This is a genomic window from Actinospineispora spinosispora DSM 44797 (assembly GCF_000429025.1).
GTDB lineage: Bacteria > Actinomycetota > Actinomycetes > Mycobacteriales > Pseudonocardiaceae > Pseudonocardia > Pseudonocardia spinosispora.
Window position 1 is genome coordinate 50,642 of sequence record NZ_AUBB01000021.1, and the last position, 24,135, is coordinate 74,776.

24 protein-coding genes and 1 pseudogene are annotated in these 24,135 nt (G+C 67.4%); 13 read left to right on the plus strand and 12 right to left on the minus strand.

Features of this window, described 5'->3' with window-relative positions; translation table 11 throughout:
• The first annotated feature begins 227 nt into the window (after nucleotides 1–227).
• Nucleotides 228–683 carry a hypothetical protein gene (locus tag G406_RS0108730; protein WP_028933526.1) on the plus strand — a complete coding sequence of 152 codons (456 nt, stop codon included), beginning with the start codon at nucleotides 228–230 and terminating at the stop codon, nucleotides 681–683.
• On the opposite strand, the gene G406_RS0108735 is transcribed toward G406_RS0108730, so the two are convergent.
• Nucleotides 680–1,885, minus strand: coding sequence for a bifunctional alpha/beta hydrolase/OsmC family protein (locus tag G406_RS0108735; RefSeq protein ID WP_037075770.1), 1,206 nt, complete (start codon nucleotides 1,883–1,885; stop codon nucleotides 680–682). The two genes, G406_RS0108730 and G406_RS0108735, sit on opposite strands and share 4 nt — an antisense overlap.
• A gap of 704 nt (nucleotides 1,886–2,589) precedes the next feature.
• On the opposite strand from G406_RS0108735, the gene G406_RS0108740 reads away from it, so the two are divergent.
• The 7 genes from G406_RS0108740 (at nucleotide 2,590) to G406_RS0108770 (ending at nucleotide 9,959) form a co-directional block, all read left to right on the plus strand.
• Nucleotides 2,590–3,525 carry an amidohydrolase family protein gene (locus G406_RS0108740; RefSeq protein ID WP_028933528.1) on the plus strand — a complete coding sequence of 312 codons (936 nt, stop codon included), beginning with the start codon at nucleotides 2,590–2,592 and terminating at the stop codon, nucleotides 3,523–3,525.
• Between the two features lie 35 nt (nucleotides 3,526–3,560).
• Nucleotides 3,561–4,922 (plus strand): MFS transporter, encoded by a 1,362-nt coding sequence (locus G406_RS0108745; protein WP_028933529.1) that lies wholly within the window; start codon nucleotides 3,561–3,563, stop codon nucleotides 4,920–4,922.
• Between the two features lie 71 nt (nucleotides 4,923–4,993).
• Nucleotides 4,994–5,767, plus strand: coding sequence for a PIG-L deacetylase family protein (locus tag G406_RS0108750; protein ID WP_051341842.1), 774 nt, complete (start codon nucleotides 4,994–4,996; stop codon nucleotides 5,765–5,767).
• Nucleotides 5,764–6,480: a 4-carboxy-4-hydroxy-2-oxoadipate aldolase/oxaloacetate decarboxylase gene (locus G406_RS0108755; RefSeq protein WP_028933531.1), complete on the plus strand. Its 717-nt coding sequence runs from the start codon at nucleotides 5,764–5,766 to the stop codon at nucleotides 6,478–6,480. The genes G406_RS0108750 and G406_RS0108755 overlap by 4 nt, the downstream gene beginning before the upstream one ends.
• Nucleotides 6,477–7,547 (plus strand): 4-oxalomesaconate tautomerase, encoded by a 1,071-nt coding sequence (locus tag G406_RS0108760; RefSeq protein ID WP_037075772.1) that lies wholly within the window; start codon nucleotides 6,477–6,479, stop codon nucleotides 7,545–7,547. The genes G406_RS0108755 and G406_RS0108760 overlap by 4 nt, the downstream gene beginning before the upstream one ends.
• 116 nt (nucleotides 7,548–7,663) lie before the next feature.
• Nucleotides 7,664–8,353: a GntR family transcriptional regulator gene (locus G406_RS0108765; RefSeq protein WP_051341843.1), complete on the plus strand. Its 690-nt coding sequence runs from the start codon at nucleotides 7,664–7,666 to the stop codon at nucleotides 8,351–8,353.
• Between the two features lie 217 nt (nucleotides 8,354–8,570).
• Nucleotides 8,571–9,959 carry an alpha/beta fold hydrolase gene (locus G406_RS0108770; protein ID WP_169736655.1) on the plus strand — a complete coding sequence of 463 codons (1,389 nt, stop codon included), beginning with the start codon at nucleotides 8,571–8,573 and terminating at the stop codon, nucleotides 9,957–9,959.
• A gap of 181 nt (nucleotides 9,960–10,140) precedes the next feature.
• Here G406_RS0108770 and budC read toward each other — a convergent pair whose 3' ends face one another.
• Together budC and G406_RS0108780 are read right to left on the minus strand one after the other, a co-directional pair.
• Nucleotides 10,141–10,911: a meso-2,3-butanediol dehydrogenase gene (gene budC, locus G406_RS0108775; protein ID WP_028933535.1), complete on the minus strand. Its 771-nt coding sequence runs from the start codon at nucleotides 10,909–10,911 to the stop codon at nucleotides 10,141–10,143.
• A 689-nt stretch (nucleotides 10,912–11,600) separates the two neighbouring features.
• Entirely contained in the window at nucleotides 11,601–12,317 is a 717-nt protein-coding gene (locus G406_RS0108780) for a DsbA family oxidoreductase (protein ID WP_051341882.1), read from the minus strand.
• A gap of 543 nt (nucleotides 12,318–12,860) precedes the next feature.
• Here G406_RS0108780 and G406_RS0108785 point away from each other — a divergent pair.
• Together G406_RS0108785 and G406_RS45635 are read left to right on the plus strand one after the other, a co-directional pair.
• Nucleotides 12,861–13,778 carry an NADP-dependent oxidoreductase gene (locus G406_RS0108785; protein ID WP_028933537.1) on the plus strand — a complete coding sequence of 306 codons (918 nt, stop codon included), beginning with the start codon at nucleotides 12,861–12,863 and terminating at the stop codon, nucleotides 13,776–13,778.
• 141 nt (nucleotides 13,779–13,919) lie between these two features.
• Nucleotides 13,920–15,197, plus strand: a complete 1,278-nt coding sequence (locus G406_RS45635; RefSeq protein WP_245607056.1) for a low temperature requirement protein A — start codon at nucleotides 13,920–13,922, stop codon at nucleotides 15,195–15,197.
• 110 nt (nucleotides 15,198–15,307) lie between these two features.
• Here G406_RS45635 and G406_RS59320 read toward each other — a convergent pair whose 3' ends face one another.
• The 3 genes from G406_RS59320 to G406_RS45640 are packed head-to-tail and all read right to left on the minus strand — an operon-like array spanning nucleotide 15,308 to nucleotide 16,469.
• A complete protein-coding gene (locus G406_RS59320; protein ID WP_281172409.1) occupies nucleotides 15,308–15,442 on the minus strand; it encodes a hypothetical protein in 135 nt (44 codons plus the stop codon).
• Between the two features lie 44 nt (nucleotides 15,443–15,486).
• Nucleotides 15,487–15,729, minus strand: coding sequence for a hypothetical protein (locus G406_RS0108800; RefSeq protein WP_028933538.1), 243 nt, complete (start codon nucleotides 15,727–15,729; stop codon nucleotides 15,487–15,489).
• Nucleotides 15,726–16,469 (minus strand): TauD/TfdA family dioxygenase, encoded by a 744-nt coding sequence (locus G406_RS45640; RefSeq protein WP_051341845.1) that lies wholly within the window; start codon nucleotides 16,467–16,469, stop codon nucleotides 15,726–15,728. Before G406_RS45640 ends, G406_RS0108800 begins: the two co-directional genes overlap by 4 nt.
• Nucleotides 16,470–16,649: 180 nt before the next feature.
• Here G406_RS45640 and G406_RS0108810 point away from each other — a divergent pair, with 180 nt between their 5' ends.
• Both G406_RS0108810 and G406_RS55165 read left to right on the plus strand, forming a co-directional pair.
• Nucleotides 16,650–17,051: an NUDIX hydrolase gene (locus G406_RS0108810; RefSeq protein WP_051341883.1), complete on the plus strand. Its 402-nt coding sequence runs from the start codon at nucleotides 16,650–16,652 to the stop codon at nucleotides 17,049–17,051.
• A gap of 41 nt (nucleotides 17,052–17,092) precedes the next feature.
• On the plus strand, nucleotides 17,093–18,223 hold the full coding sequence (locus G406_RS55165) for a helix-turn-helix transcriptional regulator (protein WP_211241096.1): 1,131 nt from the start codon (nucleotides 17,093–17,095) through the stop codon (nucleotides 18,221–18,223).
• A gap of 14 nt (nucleotides 18,224–18,237) precedes the next feature.
• Here G406_RS55165 and G406_RS0108820 read toward each other — a convergent pair whose 3' ends face one another.
• The 3 genes from G406_RS0108820 to G406_RS0108830 are packed head-to-tail and all read right to left on the minus strand — an operon-like array spanning nucleotide 18,238 to nucleotide 19,507.
• The gene (locus G406_RS0108820; protein ID WP_156934750.1) at nucleotides 18,238–18,693 is read right to left on the minus strand and encodes a hypothetical protein; all 456 of its coding nucleotides are present in this window, start codon (nucleotides 18,691–18,693) and stop codon (nucleotides 18,238–18,240) included.
• A 50-nt stretch (nucleotides 18,694–18,743) separates the two neighbouring features.
• Nucleotides 18,744–19,202, minus strand: a complete 459-nt coding sequence (locus G406_RS0108825) for a hypothetical protein (protein WP_028933541.1) — start codon at nucleotides 19,200–19,202, stop codon at nucleotides 18,744–18,746.
• Nucleotides 19,199–19,507 carry a PadR family transcriptional regulator gene (locus G406_RS0108830; protein WP_028933542.1) on the minus strand — a complete coding sequence of 103 codons (309 nt, stop codon included), beginning with the start codon at nucleotides 19,505–19,507 and terminating at the stop codon, nucleotides 19,199–19,201. The genes G406_RS0108825 and G406_RS0108830 overlap by 4 nt, the downstream gene beginning before the upstream one ends.
• A gap of 157 nt (nucleotides 19,508–19,664) precedes the next feature.
• On the opposite strand from G406_RS0108830, the pseudogene G406_RS59670 reads away from it, so the two are divergent.
• Nucleotides 19,665–20,692: pseudogene (locus G406_RS59670) on the plus strand (phage minor capsid protein).
• On the opposite strand, the gene G406_RS55510 reads toward G406_RS59670, so the two are convergent.
• From G406_RS55510 to pdxR, 3 genes are all read right to left on the minus strand, one after another.
• Nucleotides 20,644–21,117 carry a cupin domain-containing protein gene (locus G406_RS55510; protein ID WP_084215892.1) on the minus strand — a complete coding sequence of 158 codons (474 nt, stop codon included), beginning with the start codon at nucleotides 21,115–21,117 and terminating at the stop codon, nucleotides 20,644–20,646. The pseudogene G406_RS59670 and the gene G406_RS55510 overlap by 49 nt on opposite strands.
• A 94-nt stretch (nucleotides 21,118–21,211) precedes the next feature.
• Complete coding sequence (locus G406_RS45655; RefSeq protein ID WP_211241083.1) at nucleotides 21,212–21,766, minus strand: hypothetical protein; 555 nt, start codon at nucleotides 21,764–21,766, stop codon at nucleotides 21,212–21,214.
• 178 nt (nucleotides 21,767–21,944) lie between these two features.
• Nucleotides 21,945–23,456, minus strand: coding sequence for a MocR-like pyridoxine biosynthesis transcription factor PdxR (gene pdxR, locus G406_RS0108850; protein ID WP_245607058.1), 1,512 nt, complete (start codon nucleotides 23,454–23,456; stop codon nucleotides 21,945–21,947).
• Nucleotides 23,457–24,135: the final 679 nt, after the last annotated feature.

Below are 24,135 nucleotides of genomic sequence, written 5' to 3' on the forward strand. Positions count from 1 at the left end.
CACGCTGTCCTCGAGCGCGTGTTCGGAACGAGTGCGTCGAGGCGGTTGAGCGTGCCGGGCACGCTGCCGCTTGTCGGCGAGCCGAGCCAGTGGATTCGTTGACCCTGTGTCGATGATCGGGCGCCAGTATGTATTTCGCCGGCCTGGTGTAGCGCCGGCCCGAGTGCAAGCGACCCCGAAGCGATCGTGTCGTAACGAATGGTCGCCGAGATCGCCACTCGGCAAGGATGATGGCCCTCACCTACGAAGCAGCGAGCATGCATCTCTTATCAGAGCTAGTGTGGGTCGTCAGCCCACGTACCGTCGTGATGTTGCTCGCTTCGGCGGGTGCTGTAGTGGTCGGCATTGCCATTGTGCTGATCAACGACGAGCGCGCCTCAGCCCACGCGCCATCTGTTGTGAATCGCCGAACACGGCGGTGGGCTGTACGGCCGTCGGACATACTTCTGTACTTCGGTGCGCCGTATCAGCCGTCGCATGAAGCCGAGGCTGTACCGCTGAGTTCCCTCGACGTGCAGGGCCTGACGGCGGAGACGGGTGGCCGAACGCCCGATGATCCGGAGATCGGGGGCGACGAGCTGGAAGAGATGTTCGGTGCTTTCGAAGAGGTCATGACGCTGGAGTGGCATTGGAGCCTCCCGCGCGCACAGACATCCCCCACCGAGCTCCCGAGGCACAGCTAGACCTCGTCTGTCTCGATCACGACTTCCGATTGCAGGGTGCGGTGTACCGGACAACGATCCGCGATGGCCAGCAGCCTGGCGCGTTGAGCGTCGTCGAGCGGCCCCTCGAGGCTGATCTCGCGCACGATCCGATCCACGTGACCGGTCCGGCTCTCGCAGTCTTCACAGTCGCGGGCATGTAGCCGGTCATGGGTGAGGGTGGCCTTGACGTGCTCCAGCGGTATCCCTTTGCGATTCGCATACATGCGAATCGTCATCGCGGTACAGGCCCCCAACGCCGAGAGCAGAAGCTGATAGGGGTCCGGACCGGAGTCAGAACCGACGGGGGTGGGTTCGTCGGCGCGCCACCGGTGACGGGCGGTGGAGATGTCCTGGGCGTACCCAGCGGCCTCGATCTCGGTGACGACGACGGTCCCGGGCTCGGGGCGCTCGTCGTCGGACGGCGCAGTGTCGGGTAGATAGGGCGAGGCCCAGGTGTCGATGAGTTGGGTCACGCGATCGGCATCGGAGCTGCGGGAGAGGAGATGATCCGCACCTTCCAGCGGTATCAGCGCCGCTCGGGGCCCGATGGCCTCCACGATCCGTAAGGCGTCTGTGTTCGGGACAATGGTGTCGCCGGTCGCGTGCAGCACCAGTGTCGGCCGGTCGATCTGTCCGAGATAGTCGGGGGAGAGCTGTTCGAGTTCGTCGAGGAACTCCCGACGAAGTCGGATGGGCCGTCCGCCGATGTCGATCGTCGCCTCCCCGTCACGTTCGAGCGCACTCCGGTTCTTGCCGAGGAGCTCGAGGACGTGCGCCGGTGAGAACGGTGCTCCGATGGTGACCACCACGCGGACCTCCGGAATCCGGGCGGCCGCCGCCAATGCGGCGGCGCCGCCCAACGAGTGGCCGACAAGTATCTCGGGGGCGTGGCCGTCCTCGCGGAGCCGATCCGCGGCGATGACGAGGTCGGTGACGTCGCCGCAGAAGGACGATTCTTCCGTTCCTCCTTCGGACTCGCCCAAGCCGGTGAAGTCGACTCGTAGTACACCGATTCCGTGCGAGACCAGACCTCGAGTGATCCGGCTCGCGGCCAAGCTGTCCTTACTGCAGGTGAAGCAGTGTGCGAACAACGCCTGTGCCCTCGGTGCACTATCAGGCCGGTCCAGACGGGCGGCGAGCTGTGCTCGCCCACCGGTAATCACCCAGGGTAGGGAAATCATTTCCGCGACACCTCACTGTGCTCTGGGTCTGGTGAACTTGATCGAGATCCGACGTTCCGGGGTGGGCGCCCCATGGGGCGGCGTACCGGCAGGCGGTGCTGTGGCAGGAAACGCACTGTAAGGCCCCCGTTCAGGGCGGGCTCGACCGACACATCTGGTGGTGGCGGTCCGGCAGAGTCGCCCGGCCCCGGGGCCACGTCAGCCCCGCCAGGATCGTTACCGTCCGGCGGGGCTGACAGGGTGGACACCGCAAGGCTCCCCTGAGGTTCACGGCGCCGTCACTAGTCAAGCGATCCTGAGTGGACATCGGATCAATACGGAGACCGCCGACGCGTGAGCCGCGGTTCCAGGCTCAGTCCACGGCGCGGACGGTCGCCGCCCGCCTGTCACCCGCGAGTCGGGGATGTAGGCACACCGAGTCGCGGGTTTCAGCACCCGTGACCCGAAGTGCTGACATGCCCGAACCGGTGTGCTCAGACTCCCGACTCGCGGGACGACGGCCTGCGGGGGCGAGGGCGTGCGTCGAAGCATCACCACGACACGGCATCCGCATCGGTTCCTATTATCGCGCCAAGATTGTTGACAATAATGGCGCGATGAGTCACGGTGAGACCACGACCTCGAGGAGCCACCATGTTGAGGCTGATGTCAGAGTCGATTCGAGAGGCAGACACCGCGATGAGTGAACCGCTGAAGGTGACTCGATGAGCTCTCGGTTCGCCCCGACTCCGGGCTGGTTGGGCTACCACCCCGCTCCGTCCAGACCAGCCTTCACGCTGCCGGCCGGTGCGGTCGACGCCCACTGCCATGTCTTCGGCCCTGGCGATGTCTTCCCCTACGCTCCCGAGCGCAAGTACACGCCCTGTGACGCGGGCAAGGAGCAGCTGTTCGCGCTGCGCGACCACCTCGGCGTCGCCCGCAACGTGATCGTCCAGGCCACCTGCCACGGCGCGGACAACAGCGCGATGGTCGATGCGGTGCACGCGTCGGGCGGGCGGGCGCGCGGCATCGCGACGGTGCGCCCGGACGTCTCCGACCAGCAGCTACGAGAGCTGGATGCGGCGGGCGTCCGTGGGGTGCGGTTCAATTTCGTCACACGCCTGGTCGACGCCGCGCCGAAGGACGACCTCGCGCTGATCGCCGCGAAGATCGCGCCCCTTGGGTGGCACATCGTCGTCTACTTCGAGGGCGCGGACCTGCCTGAGCTGGAGGGTTTCCTCGGTTCGCTGCCGGTCCCCCTTGTCGTCGATCATCTGGGGCGGCCGGACGTGACGCGGCCCGTGGACGGCCCGGAGTTCGCCAGGTTCCTGCGTTTCGTCGACGGTCACGACGTGTGGGTGAAGCTCAGCTGCCCGGAGCGGCTGACCGTGACCGGTCCACCCGCGCTGGACGGTCGGTCACCTGCCTACGTCGACGTGGTTCCCTTCGCCAGGCGGGCGGTGCGGGAGTTCCCCGACCGGGTGCTGTGGGGTACCGATTGGCCCCATCCCAACCTGATCGACCACATGCCCGACGACGGGCTGTTGGTCGACCACATACCGGAGATCGCAGTCACCGGGGAACAGCAGCGCAAGCTCCTCGTGGACAACCCGATGCGTCTCTACTGGCCCGGCGAGGATCTTCGCGGCGCCACGCTCTGACCCACCTGCTCGTTCTTCTCGACAAAGGCGTTGACATGCAGAGCTCGAACGCGGCCAACCGGCTCGACAGGCTGCCGATCGCCCGCTTCCACCGGACCACGCTGGTGGCCGTGTCCTTCGCGTACTTCTTCGAGTTCGCGGACATCAACAGCTTCGCGGTCACCGCGCCCCGGCTGATCTCGCTGTGGGGCGTCACGGTCAACCAGATCGCCTACGTCACCTCGGTGTCGTTCGTGGGGATGTTCCTCGGCTCGGTGGTTGCCGCCTGGATCGCCGACCGATGGGGGCGCAAGAACGCGCTGACCTTCACCACGATGTTCTTCGGGTTCTTCTCCTTCGCCTCGGTGTTCTCCTGGGGCACGGTGTCGCTGGGTGCGTTCCGGTTCCTGACCTCCGCGGGGCTGTCCGCGATGACGGTGGTGGCGGTCATCTACGTCAGCGAGCTGTATCCGGCCGCTCGTCGTGGCAAGTACCAGGCCTACGCCATCACGGTCGGCATCTGTGGCACGCCGGTCACCAACCTGATCGCCAGCGCGGTCGTTCCGTTGACCGACTGGTCGTGGCGACTGGTGTACCTGTGGGGCGCGCTCGGCATGTTCTTCCTGGTGTTCGTCCGTCAGCTGAAGGAGTCACCGCGCTGGTACGAGAGTCGCGGGGAGTACGCGCGCGCCGACGCGGTACTGCGGGAGATCGAGGAGCAGGTCGCCGCCGAGACGGGCCCGCTGCCTGAGCCGGCCGCCCCGGCCGCTGTGCCCGACGTGCCGCCGGCCAAGGCGCGGTTACGGCTACTGCTGCGGAAGAGATACCTCGCGCCGACCCTGCTGCTCACCGTGCTCTGGGTGACACAGACCATCGGTTTCTTCGGCTATTCCAGCTGGGCACCCACGCTTCTGGCCAAAGAGGGTTTCAGCGTCGAGAAGTCGATCTTCTACGTCGCGCTCACGACGATCGGTGCCCCGCTCGGCTCCTACCTGGCCTCCCTGGTCACCGACCGGTTCGAGCGCAAGTGGTGCCTCGCGGTCTTCGGCGCGGTCATCGCGGTCTGCGGCCTGCTCTACGGGCTGACGTTCAACCCGGTGCTGATCGTCGTGTTCGGCTTCCTGGTGAACCTGATCGAACGCGGCTACACGGCTCTGGCGTACGCCTACTCCCCGGAGCTGTTCGACACCCACGGCCGCTCGCTGGGCACCGGCATCTCCTACGGGCTGGGCCGTCTGTCGAACGCGGCCGGCCCGTTGATCATCGCGGTGCTCTACAACGGCAGCGGATACACCAGCGTGTTCGTGTTCATCGCCGCAACCTGGCTGGTCGGGGTTCTCGCCTTGGCCCTGTTCGGCCCGAGCACCCGACGGATACGGCTCGGAGAGGCCGCGCGTACACGACCGGTGGGTGCCTGACCCCAGTGCCGCCGGCTCGACAGTTTGATCATGACGAATCGTGGCCCCGTTCGGGGCGAGGAGGAGCAGTGATGGCAGAACCGACGTCCGGTGCGGCGGCGCACGGACCGACCACGACGGACGACGGCGGCCTACTGGTCGTCAGCGCGCACGCCGGTGACTTCGTGTGGCGTGCCGGCGGCGCGATCGCGCTGGCGGCCGAGCGCGGCCGGCGGGCGACCGTGGTGTGCCTGAGCTTCGGGGAGCGGGGCGAGTCGGCCCGTGCCTGGCGCGAGGGTCGTGGCCTGGACGAGATCAAGACCATGCGCCGTGAGGAGGCGGAGAACGCGGCCGCCGCGCTGGGCGCCGAGGTCCGCTTCCTCGACGCGGGCGACTACCCGCTGGTGGAGTCCCAGGAGCTCACCGACCGGCTCGTGCGGATCTTCCGCGAGCTCACCCCGTCGGTCGTGCTCACCCACACGCTGGCCGACCCCTACAACGGTGACCATCCCGCCGCGGCACGCATGGCGCTGCAGGCACGCGTACTCGCCCAGGCCATCGGCTACGACGCCCCCGGCGAGCCGCTCGGTGCCCCGCCGGTGTTCTTCTTCGAGCCGCACCAGCCCGAGCAGTGCGACTTCCGCCCCGACGTGCTGCTGGACATCACGGAGGTGTTCGGGCGCAAACGCAAGGCCATGGAATGCCTCCCGGCCCAGCAGCACATGTGGGATTACTACACCGACCTGGCCCGCCGTCGCGGGGTACAGCTCAAGCGCAACGCCGGCCCCAACCTCGGCCTGGCACACGCAACCATGGGTGAGGCCTACGTCCGGCTCTACCCCCAGGTCACCGGCGAGCTCGCATGAGCACCTCGACGGACAAGGTCGTCATCACCGATCCGCCTCGCGCCGATCTCACCGACGTCGACGAGCTGGCCGCACTCGGTGTTGCCACCGTGCACGAGGCACTCGGCCGAAGCTGCTACCTCGGGCCCGGGCTGCGCCCCATCCAGGACGGAGCACGCATCGGCGGTACGGCGGTCACCGTGCTGTGCTGGCCGGGGGACAACCTGATGATCCACGCTGCCGTCGAGCAGTGCCGGCCCGGTGACCTCCTCGTCGTGACCACCACCTCGCCGTGCGTGGATGGATTGTTCGGCGAGCTGTTCGCCACCGCACTGGCTCATCGTGGGGTGCGAGGACTGGTCACCACCACCGGCGTGCGCGACGTGGCGGACCTGCGGACCATGGGCTTTCCCGCCTGGTCCGCCGCGGTGAGTGCGCAGGGCAGTGTGAAGGCCACCGCCGGCGCGGTGAACGTGCCGATCGTGGTCGGCGGCCAGCTCGTCCGGCCCGGCGACGCCGTACTCGCCGACGACGACGGCGTCGTGTGCGTACCGCGCGCGCGGGTCGCCGAGGCACTGGCGGCCGGTCGCGCCCGGCTGGAGAAGGAGGAGGCCACCCGGCAGGCCTTCCGCCAGGGTCAACTCGGCCTCGACCGCTACCACCTCCGAGTCACCCTCGCGCAGCTCGGTGTCGAGTACCTCAGCGCCGCCGAGTCGGGGGAGTGGCAGCGATGAGTGTCGCGTCGGTGCCGTGCATGCTGATGCGGGGCGGTACGTCCAAGGGACTGTTCTTCCTCGCCGCTGATCTGCCCTCGGATCCCTCGGGACGCGACGACCTCCTCCTACGGCTCATGGGCAGCCCGGACAGCAGACAGATCGATGGCCTCGGCGGCGCCCAACCGGTGACCAGCAAGGTCGCCGTGGTGGCACCGTCGACCGAGCCCGACGCCGACGTCGACTACCTGTTCCTGCAGGTGGATATCGAGACGCCGACCGTGTCGGACCGCCAGACCTGCGGCAACCTGCTCGCCGCCGTGGGGCAGTTCGCCGTCGAGCGTGGCCTGGTCACGCCGGGCGACGTACACACGAGCGTCCGGGTCCGGCTGGTCAACACCGGCGGTCTCGCGGTGTCGACGTTCGCCACCCCCGCCGGGCGCATCGACTACAGCGGGAACACCGCGATCGCCGGGGTGCCCGGCACGGCGGCGGCGGTCGCGCTGGAGTTCACCGACACCGAGGGCGCCGTCTGCGGCAGCCTGCTGCCCACCGGGCGGCTCGTCGACGAGATCGACGGCATCGAGGTGACCTGTGTGGACAACGGCATGCCTGTCGTGCTGGCACGTGCCGCCGACCTCGGCCTCACCGGCTACGAGTCACCTGACGAGCTGGGGGCCGACACCACGCTGGCCGAGCGGATCCAGAGCCTGCGCACCCAGGCGGCGACCTTGATGGGGCTCGGCGACGTCAGATCCAGTTCCGTTCCCAAGACGACACTGCTCGCCGCCGCGCGTGCCGGTGGCGCCCTCTGCACCCGTACGTTCATCCCGATCCGACCGCACCCGTCGATCGGTGTCCTCGGCGCGGTCAGCGTGGCCACCGCGGCACTGATCGACGGCGCGGTGGGCCACGAGCTGTTGGCCCTCCCGCCCGACGGCTCCCCGCTCGCCATCGAGCACCCGAGCGGTTCGCTGGAGGTCGACATCACCCTCGACCACGACGTCACTCCGCCACGAGTGCGGCGCTCGGCCATCATTCGCACCGCTCGTTCGCTGTTCGACGGCGCGGCTTTCCCCCGCTCATGACTCGATGTCCGGCACTGGACACGAACCGGAGCATCGAGGTCCGAGATCGACAGAGAACCGCCAGTACCGTGAGAGCATCATTCTTGTTACCGATCCGCACGCGGAGGTTGTTGACGATGACGGCGACGGGGGGCCCCGGCCTGGACGGGAACGATCCGGCGGTACCGGTCGTCGACGCGCTCCGTGCTGCCATCGCCGGCGGCGAGTTCGCCCCCAACCAGCGACTCATCGAGGCTGATCTGTCCGAGCGTTTCGGCGCCAGCCGAGCGAGCGTCCGCACCGCGCTGCTCGAACTGACCAGTGAGGGCCTGATCGAACGACTGCAGAACCGAGGCGCGCGCGTGCGGGCTGTCTCGTTGGTCGAGGCGATCGAGATCACCGAGGTCCGGATGGTCCTGGAAGGTCTGTGCGCGGCGAAAGCAGCGGGACAGCTGACCGAGAACGGCCGTGGCCAACTCCGGGCGATCGGCTCCGCGATGCAGGCCGCGGTAGCGACCGGCAACCTCCTGGACTACTCGGATCTGAATAAGCAGCTTCACACTCTGATCCGGGAGCTGGCCGGACAGAGCACAGCGGGCTCCATCCTCGAACGACTACGGGCTCAGAACGTGCGGCACCAGTTTCAACTGGCCATGCACCCCGGCCGTCCCTCGGTCTCCCTTCCCCAGCACCTGGAGATCATCGAGGCGCTCTGTGCGGGGGATCCGGAGGCCGCCGAGGCGGCCATGCGGCGTCACCTCCGCAGCGTCATAGACACCCTTCCTGAGGTCGACGCGACCCGAACTCGTCGATTCAACACCCTGTGAAGTCGGACGGGACTAGTTCCGCGATCCGTTTCGAGTCGGTCACATAGCTCGGGGCTCTGCCACCACCGGTGTCGCTGGGAGCCTCGGCGGAACGCGGTGCATCGTTGATCGAACGTCGATCGCGGCGACCTACGGTCGCCCGATGATCTGGCGCTCGATAGTGGTTCTTCGGCGACGTGTGAGCTGGCGGGTGGGAGTGCTCGCTACGGCCGCTGTGTTGCTGACAGGATTGGCCGGATGCGGGGTGTTCTCCCCCGACGATCTGGCGCTGGACGGCTTGCATGAGTGCTCGAAGGCCGAGCTGGGAGACATCGGCGCCGACCCACCAGGCGTGCCGCCGAACGTCCCGGTCACCATCGCATTCCACTGTGGCAGCCTGGACGTACCGCTCGACCACGGACTGCTGCCGGGCCCGAAGACCGATGGCCACCTGAGGCTGCAGGTGTCGGTGGCCGACAACAAGGATGCTCCGCGCGGGGTGCTGGTGTGGCTGGTCGGTGGCCCGGGTGAACCCGGGGTGCCGCTGACCGCCGATATCACCAGCGGTTTCGATCCGGCGGTGTTGCGCGACTACCGCCTGGTGTTCATCAGCGGGCGCGGAACGGGCCAGAACGCGTTGCGTTGCCCAGCGCTGCAGGAGGGGGTCGGCGACTCCGACTTCGCGGTGCCGCCGCCCGGTTCGGTTCAGGCGTGCGCCCGGGCGATAGGGGAGAGCCGGCGGTTCTACGGCACGGCGGACACCGTCGCCGATCTTGACCTGGTACGCCAGGCTCTCGGTGTCGAGAAGCTCAGCCTGGACGGCGCGTCCTACGGTTCGTTCGTCGCCGAGCGGTATGCGATCACCTATCCGGACCGGGTCAACCGCCTGGTGCTGGATTCGGTCGTGCCCCACGACGGCTTCGACATGCTGAACTTCGCCGGCTTCGCCCGCACCGCCGAGGTGCTCGGGACGGTCTGCAAGGAGACCGGCTGCACCACCGACCCGGCCAAGGACCTCAGCGAGCTCGTGGCGCGCCGCCACGACGGGGTCGAGCTGCTCGACACCATCAGTGGGCTGTCCAGCGGCCACCCGGACCTCGGTGGCGTGCCGGCCGCCCTGCACAGCGCTGTCCTCGGCGATCCCACCCTGCTCGACGCGATGGTCGCCCAAGGCAAGAAAGACGCGGCCGCTACCGCTGAGCAACTCAGCCAGGGCCTGCACACCGCCGCGATCTGCCAGGACATGCCAGGGCCGTGGGGCGAGGCGGACACACCGGTGACCGGCCGCGTCGCGGCGGCCGGTGTCGCTGTCAGCCGGCTTCCCGACACGGCGTTCTACCCGTTCGACCGGGACACCGCGCTCGGCAACGGGCAGATCGTGGCCTGCGAGCAGTGGCCGGCCACGCCGATCGTGCGCTTCGCTCCCGGCCGTGACCTGCCGCCGGTGCCGGTGCTGGTGCTCGCCGGCGACCACGACCTCAACACACCGCTCTCCGATGCCCGGGCCGAAGTCTCCCGCGCGCGCCTGGGTCGCCTCGTGATCATTCCCGGCTCGGGACACATCACCCAGGACCATGCCAACGGAGCCGCCGGTCGCGAAGCGGTACGACAGTTCCTGTCGAGCTGACGATTTCGCGGCGATCCGATTCGGCCGCGGATAATTGATGGGGACGTTCACGATGACGTCCAACAGGCCAACCTGATGACGAGGACCGTTATGGCAACCGGCCTACTTCGGTGAGGTGTGTTGTTCGACCACCTGGGGATGGTCGGAGTTGCTGGTCGAGATCGAGCCCGCTCCGCTGTCCTCAGAAGATGAAGCGTGGCTGGCCGCTGGTGGCTCCCACCCCGCCGTCGACGCGGATGTGAGCGCCGTTGACGAAGGAGGCGTCGTCGCTGGCCAGGAATGCGATCACGGCCGCGACCTCTGAGGGCTGGGCGTAGCGACGCATCGGGATCCGTTCCTTGAACGCGTTCAGGACGGGCTCACGATCGATGTTCATCGCCGCCATCTCGGTATCGGTCAGCGACGGATGTACCGCGTTGACCCGCACACCCTCGGCTCCGTGGTCGACGGCCATCGCGTTGGTCAGGTTGACGACCGCCCCCTTCGCGGTGTTGTAGACGGCCGCGCCCCAGTCCCCGCCGAACCCGGATGCCGATCCGACGTTGATGATGCAGCCGCCGACCGCGCGCAGGTGCGGCAGGGCGGCCCGGGAGCAGAAATAGATGCCATCGACGTCGACCGCCATGACCTCGCGCCAGTCCGCCGGATCGAGCTGCTCGACGGTTCCGATGGCGGCGATGCCGGCGTTGTTGACCAGGACGTCGACCCGTCCGTGTCGTGCCGCTGCCCCTTCGATGACGGCCGTGATCGCCTCGCGGTCGGAGACGTCGCCGACCGCGACCTCGACAATCCCTTCCGCGCTCGCGGCCGTCCTGTGCAGCTTCTCTTCGGTCCGTCCGACCGCGACCACGGTCGCACCCTCGGCCGCGAAGCGGCGCGCCGTGGCCGCTCCGATGCCCGATCCGGCGCCGGTCACGATCACAACCTGGTTTGTAAAGCGTCCCTCTGCCATCTCTGCCTCCTCGAACCAGCCGCTGTATGAGCCGACGAAGGTCTCGGGAACAGCCTTGCCGGACCAGTCGGTCGGTCTCCGGGTCCGGCTGGAGTCAGCCGGACGGCGTCCTCATCGCTCGCCGCCTCCGAACGCACCCTCGCCGCACCCCGCGAGCATGCCCAACCGGCATCGACAGGCCATAAACGACGCTCGACCTGGAAACCGCCTCCCCGCGGTACAGCTCGGTCACGCGCGTGACTCGATAGCTATGGACCCGACCTGGAAACGGAGCCGCGGTCTACCTCGGCATGCCGCTCACCACCGACCACCGGCATCGCCGGCTGCGACAAACCCAGCGGTGGGCGCTGTTGTGGTCCTCGGCCCGATCTCAACCCGGAGTGATGCTCCCGCTGAGCAGTAAGGGCCGCACAACGCCAGGCAGCGTCATGTCCGAACAGACGCACTGACAGGTCCCTCGCCGCGGCATTACGGCCGATCCTCAACGCTCGCTTCAGTGGCGACCACTTCGCTCAAGCCCCGAAGGTTCCACCGTGCTCCAACGTTCGGCCGAGCTGGTCGGCTGCGCTCATGCGGCCCTGGCACCGGCGCAATCTGGCGCCGCAACGGCCTGAACTCTCGAGTTTCTGGCGGATTCGCTCGCGTGTCGGGCGGTGACAATGCGCTGATGCGCTCACCCAGCGCGGTGCTCAGATCGCGCAGCTGCCGTCGGTGCAGGCCCCACCGTCGTCGGACGGTGCGCCGGGCAGGGTGACCAGCGGCGACGGATTCGCCTCGGCCCACGCCGTGTCGAGCACCTCGCGCAGCGCGGCGGCGGGCTGCGCACCGGACACCCCGTACTTTTCGTCGACCACGAAGAACGGGACGCTGGTGATGCCGTAGCGGCGGGCCTGCAGCTCGTCGGCGCGCACCGCGTCGGCGTACCGGTCGCTGAGCAGCACCGCTCGGGAGCCGTCGGCGTCCAGCCCGACCTCGGCGGCCACTCGCACCAGCGTGTCGGGGTCACCGATGGGCTCGCCCTCGGTGAGGTAGGCACGGAACAACCGCTCTTTGAGCCGGTCCTGCAGCTGGGGGCCGCCGGTCTCCAGCGCGTGGTGCAGCAGACGGTGGGCATCGAAGGTGTTACCCGGGCGGGCCTTCTCGAAGTGGAACTCCAGGCCGTCTGCCGCCGCGGTTTCGGTCATCTGCCGATGCCGGCTGAGGGCGTCCTCGACGCTCATGCCGTACTTCGCGGCCAGGTGCTCGACCAGCGGCCCAGTGCGCTCCCGGGGCGCCTGCCCGTCGAGCTCGAAGCTGTGCCAGCGCACCGTCACCTCGTCCTGGTGCGGGAACCCGGCCAGCGCGGCCTCGAACCGCGCCCGCCCGATGGCACACCACGGACACACCACGTCAGACCAGATATCCACCTTCACCCCAGGGTGAACGCGATAGCCGGAACCATCATTCCGCCGCTGCCCTCGCCTGCAAGTTCGCCGACCCGTCCGACGCACCGGGAACGCTTCCCGCGGGCGCCGGACGGGGTGAGAGCCTGGGGCCTTGCCCTTGTGTGTGACGGCAACCATAAGAGGCGGCGGCGGGACGGACGTGTCTTTGCAGCACCCTCACCTGACGACGGTGAGAACCGGAGGTGGGTTGCGGCGAGCCGGATCTCCGGTCAGGTTCGAGCCTTTCGCGGAGTGACGGTTTCGGGTTGTGGACCGATTTCGGCGAGGCGGCGGGCAACGAGCTGACGAGCACGTCACGATCACCGCCGGCGAGGCCGAAACTCGGCCGACGATGCGCCCAGCGGAATCTCCAGTGACACCCCCACCTGATTGGTACCCGTTGCCGAGTCCGAAGTGGACCCAGGTTTCGTGCTGAGACGGCGTTAGCGTCGACCATCTGGGCCGCCGTGTTCAGGCGGGTTGACGCGATGTCGTTGTGTGTACTGGACGAGGGGAACGTGCGGGATGAAGGCGATCGTGGTGTCGGATCAGGCCGCTGGTACGGCCGGGATGACGTTGGCGGAGCGTCAGTTGCCGGAGGCGGCGGGCAACGATGTGCTGGTCGAGGTCCGCGCGTCGGGGTTCACTCCGGGGGAGCTGGACTGGGACGGGACGTGGACCGATCGTCTTGGTCGTGACCGGACGCCGTCGATTCCCGGGCACGAGGTTGCGGGTGTGGTGTGCGCTCTCGGCTATGGCACGCGGGGTTTGTCGGTGGGGCAGCGGGTGTTCGGTCTCGCGGACTGGACCCGTGACGGCACGTTGGCCGAGTACGTGGCCATGGAGGCGCGCAACCTTGCTCCGCTGCCGGGTGATCTGGACTTCACGGTGGGCGCGAGTCTCCCGATCTCGGGTCTGACCGCGTGGCAGGGTCTGTTCGTGCACGGCCGCCTTCAGGTGGGGCAGAGTGTGCTGGTGCACGGCGCCGCGGGCGGAGTCGGGTCGATGGTGACGCAGCTTGCGCGTGAGGCGGGAGCGTATGTGATCGGCACCGGGCGCGCCGCTGATCGGGAGACCGCGCTCGACATCGGCGCGCACGAGTTCGTCGACCTGCAGGACGACTCCCTGGCCGACGTCGGCGAAGTGGACCTGGTGTTCGACATCTTCGGTGGGGAGATCCAGAAGCGGTCCGTGTGCCTGATGCGCCCGGGAGGCACGCTGGTCACGATCGCCGGTCCGCCCGAGGCACGGCCGGTGAACGGGTTGGCGATCGACTTCGTCGTCGAGGCCGACCGCGCCCAGCTGAGCGAGATCGCCCAGCGCGTGCGGGAAGGGCGCCTGCGCACGATCATCGGGAAGGTCGCGTCGCTCGACGACGCCGTGGCCGCCTTCAACCCGACCGAGCGGGTCAAGGGCAAGACCATCATCCGCGTTCGTCCCTGAAGACGGCAACGTGATCAGCCGGACCGGGTGGCCCGCCCGGTCCGGAGCTGATCGACAAATACCTTGGTGAGGGTGTCACCCGAGCTGGTGCACTCGAGATTCCTCCAGGCGTGGACACCCTCGGGCAGAGAGAACCACGTCATGACATCTGACTTCCGATTCCGGCTCGTCCCGATGGTGCCCCGCGACCCGACCGAAGCCGGGCGCACCGCATCCACCCTGGAGCTGTTCTTCGACCTCGTCTTCGTCGTCGCGGTGGGCACCGCTGCCGCGCAGCTGCACCACGCGCTCATCGTGGGCCACGTGCGCGACGGGATTCTCGGCTACTGCTTCGTGTTCTTCGGTCTTTGGTGGGCCTGGATGAACTTCACCTGGTTCGCCACCTCGTTCGACACCGACGACTGGTTGTACCGGGTGCTCACCATCCTGCAGATGGGAGGCGTTCTCGTCTTCGCCTCGGGTGTCGGCCCGGCGTTCGACGAGCGCGACTACTCGGTGCTCATCGTCGCCTACGTCGTCATGCGCGTGGCACTCGTCGCCCAGTGGCTCCGCGCGTCCCGGTCCTCGGCTTCCACACGATGGACCACGCTCATCTACGCGGTGGGCATCTCACTGGTGCAGCTCCTGTGGCTCGTCTGCCTGCTGCTTCCCGAGGGGAAGGTCACCGTCGCGCTGGTTGTGCTCCTCGCCGCGGAACTCGTCGTACCGATCATCGCCGAGCGCACCGGAACCACACCGTGGCACCCACACCACATCACCGAGCGCTATGGGCTGTTCACCCTCATTCTTCTCGGTGAGAGTCTGCTGGCTTCCGCCAACGCGATCATCGACGCCGTGCACGACACCGAGTCGCTCGGACCGCTCATCGGCATCGCTGTGCTCACGCTCACCGCCACGGCGGCCATGTGGTGGCTGTACTTCTGGCCGCCCCATCACCACGCGATCAAGGACGTCGCCGGTTCCCTGCCCTATGTGTACGGGCACTTCTTGATCTTCGCAGCCGCCCGCGCGTTCTCGGCCGGCATCGAGGTCGAGATCGACGTCCTCACCGCGCACACCACACTGCATCAGTCCTACGCGGCGTTCGCCTACACGATTCCGCTGGCTGTGTTCGTCCTCGGCGTGTGGGTCCTCGCGATCAGGCCCCACGCCGACCGTGTCGTCAACACCGTTCTGCCCGTGGCTGGGCTTCTCACCCTCGTCGACCCCCTCATCCCCATCCCTTTCGCCATCACAGCCGCCGCCCTCGGCGGCGCCGTTGCCGTACTCGTCTGGCGCCCACCCCTCCCGCACCCGGTCGACGATCTCCGGCAGCCGACTCGGGATGGGCTCGACGACGAAGTCGACCGTGCGGCGGTCAGCAGGACGAGCGGCGCTGATGTCGGCAGCCCCTCACCCGCGACCGGGCCGATGAGGTGAGAAGAGTCGCCGGCCATGTTGTGCAGCGACGTTCGGCCGGCCAGATGACGAGGGCAACGAGGAAGACCAGGACGTGGCCTGAGCCGCAGCACGACAGGCATTCAGCTGGGTCATTCGAGCCGTGGCAGTGGCATGGTGTCCTCCGTCGCCGACACCCCGACGGCGACGATGACCCACCGAATCTGACCGTCGATGCGGGCGCTGGTCAGGCACGTCCGGCCCGGCGCAGGTGGGGGCTGCCGCATGTACCACCTTGAACGCCCCGCGTGCTCTGACAGCGGGAGAGCGGTCACCGGAGATCGACCAGCCGGCCGTCTGGCGTGTACTTGAGGATGGTCCGATAGTTGCTGCCGCCTGGTGAAACAGCCGCGTTGCCGTGGTCGTAGATCCAGACCGTGTATCCGTCCGCCGCGAGTTCTTTCGCTGTCTGCTCGACCTCTGTCAGGTCGTCGGCGTCCTGGGTGCGAAGGTCGTTCCGTTGTGGTTGACCGAGTGGACCACGATGCAGGCGCGCATGCATGTGGTACTTCACCGGCTCGCCCTGTTCGGGGCCGCCAGCACGGAGCGAAACCCGGGAACCAAGGCGAGCGGGTGCGGGTTCGCGGTGACGCGGTACAGCAGACGGCGGCCCCGGAAGTCGTTGCGGCCGTGCAACCAGCGCAGGTTGTTGATGACGTACCCGGATCCGGCCGGCATCGGCATCGTCGTGGTGTGCTTCTCGATGGCCGCTTCCAACGTCGACATATGGGTGTTGACGATGGGGCCGAACCGCACGAGGTCATCGGTCCTCAACCGGATCGACACCCTGTCGCCCTGGCGGGTGAAGATGCTGCCGAGGTATCCATCGGCGCTGCCGAACAGCGCGGACCGGGGCGTGCAGAAGGCTTCCAGCGCTGCCGGGCTCGTGCTGGCCAGCTCGTCATAGATCGCTTTGCCATCGGCCAGCAGAGATTCGCCACCAGCCACCGGGACATATCCGCAGGCGGTGAGTACCAGGCCCGGCGGTACGGGAATGCTGGATCGGTCGGTGTGCGGGGCGAGCCCCTGCCGGGTGAAGGCGACCATGCCGCTCTCGGTGGCGCCTCGGTCTTCGATGACGGTGACGCCGTCGGGTCTGCTGTCTCGGTGGGGCGCGAGGACACCGAGCGCCGAGGCCAGACTGAGTAGGTCTGTCGGGCCAGAGACATCGGTCAGCAACGCGATCCCAGCTTGAGCGAGATCGGTGAGGATGTCGGCGACCGATGAACAGCGGTGAGGGGATAGTTCGAGCATGAGTGCACCTCCAAGGACTGCACTCAGCACACCGTGACTACGGGCGAAGAGCCAGTGACAGGTTGTCAACCTCAAAGGACCCGGTGAACGTGTGACCTGCTGCTAGGTTCGGCCGCATCCCGAAATCCGTTGTTCTTGAAAGGGCCGGCCCCTGTGCAATCCACCACGTACGAGCCGCTGATGTTCCCGATCTCCGTCAAGGGAGTCGTGCTGCGGGAGGGCCGCGTGCTGTTGCTCAAGAACGAGCGACAGGAGTGGGAACTGCCGGGTGGTCGCATCGAGATCGGTGAGACCCCCGAGGAGTGCGTTGGTCGCGAGATCGCCGAGGAAACACAGTGCAAGGTCACGGTCGGGCCGATCCTCGATACGTGGATGTACTACATCAACGCAGCAGAAAAGCACGTGTTCATCGTGACCTACGGCTGCTACTCCCAGGACACCGTCGAACCGGTCCTGTCGCACGAGCACAAAGAGGTTGGTTTGTTCACCGAGCAGGAAGTTGCCGGCCTGAACATGCCCGATGGGTACAAGCGGTCGATCGCCAACTGGTACCGCGTGTACAGCCAGACCCCCGAGTCGTAACCGTGGGCGGTCCGGAGAGCCTCGGTCGTCGACCGTCGGCGATGTGGCTGTGGTCGAGCGACCAGGCCAGTGCCGCGCTCCGGAGTCGTGACCTCGGCCAGATTCTGCGGGTGTACCGGCGGATCAACGGCCTGAGTCAGGAACGGCTCGCCGCTGTCCTCGGCTACGACAAGACCTACATCTCGATGATCGAGACCCGCCGCCGTGCGATCACCGACGTCGGGGCGCTGCGCCACATCGCCCACACGCTCGGTGTGCCGGTGCACGTCCTCGGTGTGACCGAGCCTGACGACGCAACGTATCTGGCCATGGTGCAGTTCGCGGGTTCGATCCTGAGCCTGGCAGACATAGCGAGGCAGTCCGGGCGTGCGGTGGACGCGATCAACGAGCTGTGGCCGCTGGTGGCCAGACTCGAAGCACGTGCCGCTGACGGGTTCGCCGACCGGGAGTCCTTGGGCCTGCTCGGGCGCGCGCGAGTCTCCCTCGGGGTCGCGCTGGGCACGGTCCTGCCGGACGAGAAGCTATCGACGGCGGCGCGGTGGACAGGTCAAGCGCTCGTGGTCGCCGAGCGACTCGATAACGAAACGACGTTGGCGCACACCCTGGCCATGCACGGCAACGAGCTACGCAAGGCAGGCCACCTTGCCGCCGCAGTCAGTCGACTGCGGCGCGCGGTCGCCCTGTCGCAGACCCCGGAGGCACGAAGCGCCGCGTGCGCGATGCTCGCCCGCGCGGCCGGCGAGACGGGACACGCCGAGCTATTCGATGAGGCCATCGATGCCTATCAGCGCCAGCTGGACGGCCCCGCCGGCTCCTCCGGCATGTTCGGCAACCGCTTCACGCTCCGCGAGGTCCAGCTACGCGGTCTGGCTGCCACCGGCCGTGCGCCGCTGGCAGCGAGACTCCTCGGCGAAGTGCAGGACGAACTGCCAGCGGCTCCGCAGTGGCAGGTGATCGGGCACGTGACGACCGGCGAGGTTCTCCTGGCCGTCGGCGACCGCCAAGGCGCCGAGCAAGCGTTACTGGCTGCGATTGCCGGTGCCACGACCTACCGACTGCCGCACCAGATCCAGCGCGCTCTCCGGCTCGCTAACGGCCAGCTTGACGAGGTAGTTGCCGCCGGGCGGCCTGCGTTGGACGAACTGGGGCGTCAGTTGGCTCACCCGCTGTAGAGAGAGCAGGGTCTTCATTCCGCTGGGTCTTTGCCGCTCTCGCGCGGTGTCCAGGCCAGAAAGGGGAAGTGCGCGATGACGTAACGGACGCGACCTAGGGGGTCGCGCACCTCTCGGCCCACAGCGAACAGCGACTCGCCGGTTCGGCGATCTCGGTATCGCAACCAGGGGGTGCCCCGAACGGGATCGTGGCCCTGGACGATCTCGACCCCCGTGTCGGTGATGTCGATCCATCGAGGTTCGGCCTTCGGCTTAGGCCGGAGCTGCCGGTTGCGCCAACGGTGGACGTGCTCGTGGATGAGTCCCTCAAGCTGGCCGAGCAGGAAGAAGATTCGCTTGTGAGCGGGGAGGTAGAGCATGTCGGCCAGGAGCGCGGCGTCACGCTCTGTGTCCTTGGTCGGATAGAACCGGGTGACCAAGCGCAGAATCTTGCTGGTGAACTGGCTGGGGTGGAAGCTCGCCCCGAGCATGATGACCCCACCTCCCACGAATGTGCCGATCGCTAGGGAGAGCATCAAGTTCACGCCAGCAGCCTCCTGCGGCGAGCGATCTCGCGCGCGGTCCGCCGTGAAATCGGGCCTTCTATTGACTCCACGTACATGGCTGGGTGTCTGGGAAGCCAAGCCGTAAGGCTCTGCTCCGTTATCTCGATACGCCTAACCGCCTGGCCCTCCCTCAAGACCACCACCTTGAGGTCGTGCCTCCTGGTCTTGCTGCGGCGACGGACGCGGTCGTTGAGGCCGTCGAACAGGCCGGTCTCAAACTGTTCGAGCACCCAGAACCATCGGCGGAGGCGCGGCACCGCGTACAGCTCTGCGGCAAGCTCTTGGCGTCGAGGGTGTTCCTTGGGGTAGCACGGCAGCACTACGGCTCGGAGGAAGAATCCCGGCGCGAACCCGAACACGGCGGCCGCGGTGAAGTAGGTAATGAGGAACCCCTCGGACGTCAGATGCTGGAGCAGGCCCTCGATCTCGTTCACTGCGCGAACCCAAGTCCAGAGGTGGGCGCGAACTTCGTGTTCTCCGCGCGCGCGATGACCGCCCCGAGTTCCATCCGTCCCGCGTCGGTCAGTTCGTAGTACCGACGTGGTGGGCGACCGTGCACCTCTCGTTGGTCCTCCCAGCCGTCGCTCAGCCAGCCAGCCTCAAGCAGCCTGGTCAGCATGGGGTAGAGGACACCGGACCGGACGCCGGATTCTTTGCCCAGCTCGTAGCCATACACGTGCCGATTCGGGTCGCGCATCAGTGAGATGGCGACGGCGACGAGTTGCTTCGATTGGCGCATGCGCGCAAATATACCTATGTAGAGTTAGTAACTCTACATAGGCCTGCCAGTGAATGTCCCTTGAGAACGGGTTCGCTAGATCACCGGGGGATCGATGGCCACCGCCGACCCCGCGGCCCAGCTCGCACGCGTCTACGCGGACGCCGAGGCCGCGCTCATGGGCACACTGGCCGACCAGGTCCGACGTGCGATCAACCGGGGAGGCGACCCCAACGCACCCGCAGTCCAGCTCGACGCACTTCGCGCGATACGGCGACAAGCCCAACGCGTCGTGCGCGCCCTCGACGGCCAGACTCCGACGTTGCTGCGCGAACTGCTCGACCAGGCCGCCGAGCTTGGCGCGCGGGCCGCGCTCGCCGGACTGGCGGCGTTGCTCGGCGCCACGTCCGGCACCGGCGAGCAGTTCAACCGTGCGGCGCTCGACCGACTGGCGGCGAGCGTCACGGACCTGGTCACCGAGGCGCATCACGCGATCCTGCGCACGAGCACCGACGCCTACCGAGACGTCATGTTGCGTGCCACACCGAGCGTGCTCGTCGGCGCCGACACCCGCCGGCAGGCCTTACAACGAGCCATGTGGACACTGCAGACCGAGGTGTCACCGGGTTCACCGGCCGATCCGGCCGCCGGTGGGAGCTGTCCAGCTACGTCGAGATGGCCACCCGCACAGCGGCGCAGCGGGCGACGACCGACGCGCAGATCGACCGGCTACAAGCCGCCGGCCGAAACCTCGTGATCGTGTCGGACAACGTGCAGGAATGCTCGGTCTGTCGCCCGTGGGAAGGCCAGGTACTCGCCATCTCCGGCGCCGCCGGCCGGCAGCCGGTCGAGCACGCCACCCGTGACGGCGAGATGGTCGCCGTGGACGTCAAGGCCACCCTGGCTCAGGCCCGCGAGGCCGGCCTGTTCCCCTCATCCCCATCCCTTTCGCCATCACAGCCGCCGCCCTCGGCGGCGCCGTTGCCGTACTCGTCTGGCGCCCACCCCTCCCGCACCCGGTCGACGATCTCCGGCAGCCGACTCGGGATGGGCTCGACGACGAAGTCGACCGTGCGGCCGTCAGCGGGACGAGCGGCGCTGATGTCGGCAGCCCCTACCCGCGACCGGGCCGATGAAGTGAGAAGAGTCCCCGGCCATCAGTTGGCATCGTTGGACTGGAGGGAGTCTCCAGTGGTGGAGACGTAGACGACCAACAGCTCGGCTGGTTCGGTGGTGCTGGCATTGGCGGCGACGACGTGATGGGCACCTGGTTGTTCGAACCAGTTCTCGCCTTGGCGGTAGGTGGTCGCGGGATCGTCGTCGACCTGGCTTCGGACAGTGCCTTTCAGGACATAGGCGTACACGAAAGCCTGGCCGTGACGATGCGGCGGTGCGGCTGCACCTGGCGGGAAACTTACGACCTGCGACGTGAACGTCTTGCCTTCGGCGTTGGGAAGGGCTTGCTGAAGAAGTATGTTCACCGAGGGCGGCCGTGAGGCCGTGTTAGCCGCCGGGGCGGCGCTCGGTGGCGTGGTCGCCGTGGCGGCGCGCTCGTCGTTCGAGCCACAGGCGGTTGCGCCGACGAGCGCGGCGATGGCCAGAAGTCGGCCGACGATCTGTGATGGAACCATGACTGCTCCCAGTGGAGACGGCGTGACGGCAGGTGATTGGGCGCGGACGTCCTCGGCTGAGCCGGGTATACGAATTGGTGTTGTAGGGGACCGGTTATTGCGTGGTCTGGCCGTCACGATGCCCGTGCACGTTTCTGCTGAAAATCTGGTCGACGCTGAGCGCGAACGTGTTCACAGGCGCGATGGCCACTAACAAGGAAGCGGCCGCGGCGGCGAACACGGAGTAGCTGAACGGCGCTGTCCAGCCGAGGAACAGGCCCATCGACATCGCGAACCCGAGCAACAACCCCGTCGCGGCCAACGCACTCCAGCGCACGAGGACACCGGCGAGCAAAGCCAGGCCAATCGTCGATTCCGCAATGGTCGCCGCCCATGCGGTGGCGCCTTGAAGCCCGTCAGGTATGTACGGCGAGAGAGAGTGCGCATAGGCGGTATACGTGGCGAAATCGCCCCATCCGACCGACCCGGTCCCCGGCGGGCCCCACAGACCGAACCGGTCGGCAACGGCCGAGAGGAAGCCGGCGGCCAACGCCAGACGCGCGAACACTGTCACGGCCGACCACACACGTGCCCGCTGAGCGGCAGCCTTCAAAGACAGCGTCCGCGTACGTCCCTCCGCCCCCTGTTCGCCATTGGCGTGCCCAACCATCAGAACTCCTCTGTGTATTCGAACTACACGCTGAATCGGCTTCTGGCGGTCAGCGCGATTCCGAGGCTAGTCAGGCGCTGGTGCATTATCTGGGGCCACTTGGACGGTGGAAAAGGGAACCAATCGAGTCCGGGGGCGAGCCAGCATTGGTGCACGCCGCCGGCGCAGGCCTGATCGGTTATCGGAGTGTGCGGATCAGGGCGTCGAGGCTGCCTGTCCAGGCGCTGGGGGAGGGGGCGGCGAATCCGACGACCAGGCCGTCGCGGTCCGATGTGGAGTCGGGGTTGCGGAAGAAGTCGAGGGATTCGACGGCTAGTTGTTCGCGAGTCGCGCGGCGGACGAGTTCGGCGCCGGTCCGGCTGGGGTGTTCGAGGAGGACCTGCAGTCCAGCGGACATCCCCACGATGCGTGTCGCGGGTGACTGCCGGTTGACCGTCTCGATGAGCTGTTCACGTCGGCGGCGGTATCGAGTGCGCATCGCGCGGATGTGTCGGTCGTAGGCCCCCGAGTCGATGAAGTCGGCCATTGCCAACTGGTTGACGAACCCGACAGAATCCTCCGCCCACCCCTTCTCCGCGACGATCGGGCCGACCAGACGATCAGGAACGACGAGCCAGCCCAGGCGTAGTCCTGGAGCCAGTGACTTGCTTGCGGTTCCCATATAGATCACGCGATCGTGATCCAGTCCCTGCAGCGCGCCCACGGGAGACCGGTCGTAGCGGAACTCGCCGTCGTAATCGTCCTCGATGATCAGCGCGCCCCGCCGGCGTGCCCAGTCCACGACCGCCGCGCGTCGATCGGATTGCAGCGCGACTCCAAGGGGGAACTGGTGCGACGGCGTGAGCAGTACCGCGCCCACGTCAGGCATATCGTCCAATACGGATGTGTCGGCACCGTCGGCGTCGACGGGAAGCAGGACGGGCTCGATTCCGGCTTTCAGCAACGCCGGTCGCTGGGTATGGAGACAGAACTCCTCGATCGCGACCTTCGTGACCCCGGCGTTCACGAGCACCGCGGCGACGAGACGCAGGCCTTGCGCGGCACCGCTGCAGACGATGACGTTGTCCGCGTGAGCGTGCACGCCCCTGGCTCGAGCGAGATAGCGAGCGACGGCATCGCGCAGCTCGCCCCGGCCATGTGGATCGATGTACCCGAAGGCCTCGAACGGAGAGGTGGTGACCGTACGTTTCACCGCACGAACCCACTCGTCTCGCGGGAACGACGACAGGTCCGGAAATCCAGGCCTGAGGTCGTGCACCCACCTCGGTCGCGCCGCTGGAGGCCGCGGTCGTGACCAACCGCTCGGGAGTTCCGACGAACGCCGCGACACCTCGGTTCCCGAGCCGTGCAACGCGGTGAGCCACCCCTCGTTGATCAGCTCGGAGTAGACCCGGACGACTGTGTTGCGGCCGAGCCCGAGGTCGGTCGCCAGCACGCGGCTCGGCGGTAGCCGCGATCCAGGTGCCAGACGGCCGGTGCGGATCGCTTCGCGGAAGGCGTCCATGAGGCTTGCACGGACGTTGCGACCAGTTTCGCTGATGGGGCCCAGGTGCAGATCGAGACCAGACGTTCGGGTGCCGCGGGCCGTTGGATCAGTCACACCGGGCAACGTTACGGGCCGGTCGGACGAGGCCCGCGAAGCCACAAGGAAAACAAGGAGCACGGGCCTCGTAGCGCTCGACGTGGCCACCGTCGCGGGGTGGCGTCGCCGGTCCCACACGATTCGGCTAGGTAATTTTCGCCGACGCGAGAGCGTTGTCCGGCAGGAGATAGTCGCGACGGTAGTTGATCAAATACCGTTGAGTGTCAGCTGGGAGCGGGAAAAATGACGAGGTACGCCCGACTTGTGATAGTCGGATCGCTGCTGATCCTGACTTCTTCCTGTGGGCCTGGCGGTTCCGGGGAAGAGGAGCAGTCAGTGGGTACGCCCCCGGCGCCCGCCGCGAGTTCATCGACGGTGTCGAAGCGCGCGGAAGGCGGTTCAGCGAGCGACGCGAAATGCACTGATCGCATCAACTATGCCGGGGACCCTCGACCCAACGCCGAAATCAACTCGATCGGCTCACAGTCCGGGAAGTGCCCTGCTCCACGGCATGCGGCCGCGGTCGCACCGCGGAAGTCGGACGTATCGTGCACAGACCAGTTCAACTACGCCGACGATCCTCGGTCGAATGCGGAGATCAACTCGGCGCGGTCGGCCACGGGGGCCTGCCCCGCGCCGAAGCAGACAGGCGGGGTTCCACATCGGCCCGGCGTCCGGTGTACCGATCAGGTGGACTACGCCGGCGACACACGGGCCAACGCCGAGATCAACAGCATCGGTGAAGAAACAGGCCGGTGTCCCGCCGTCCAGCGCTGAGGTGTGAAGG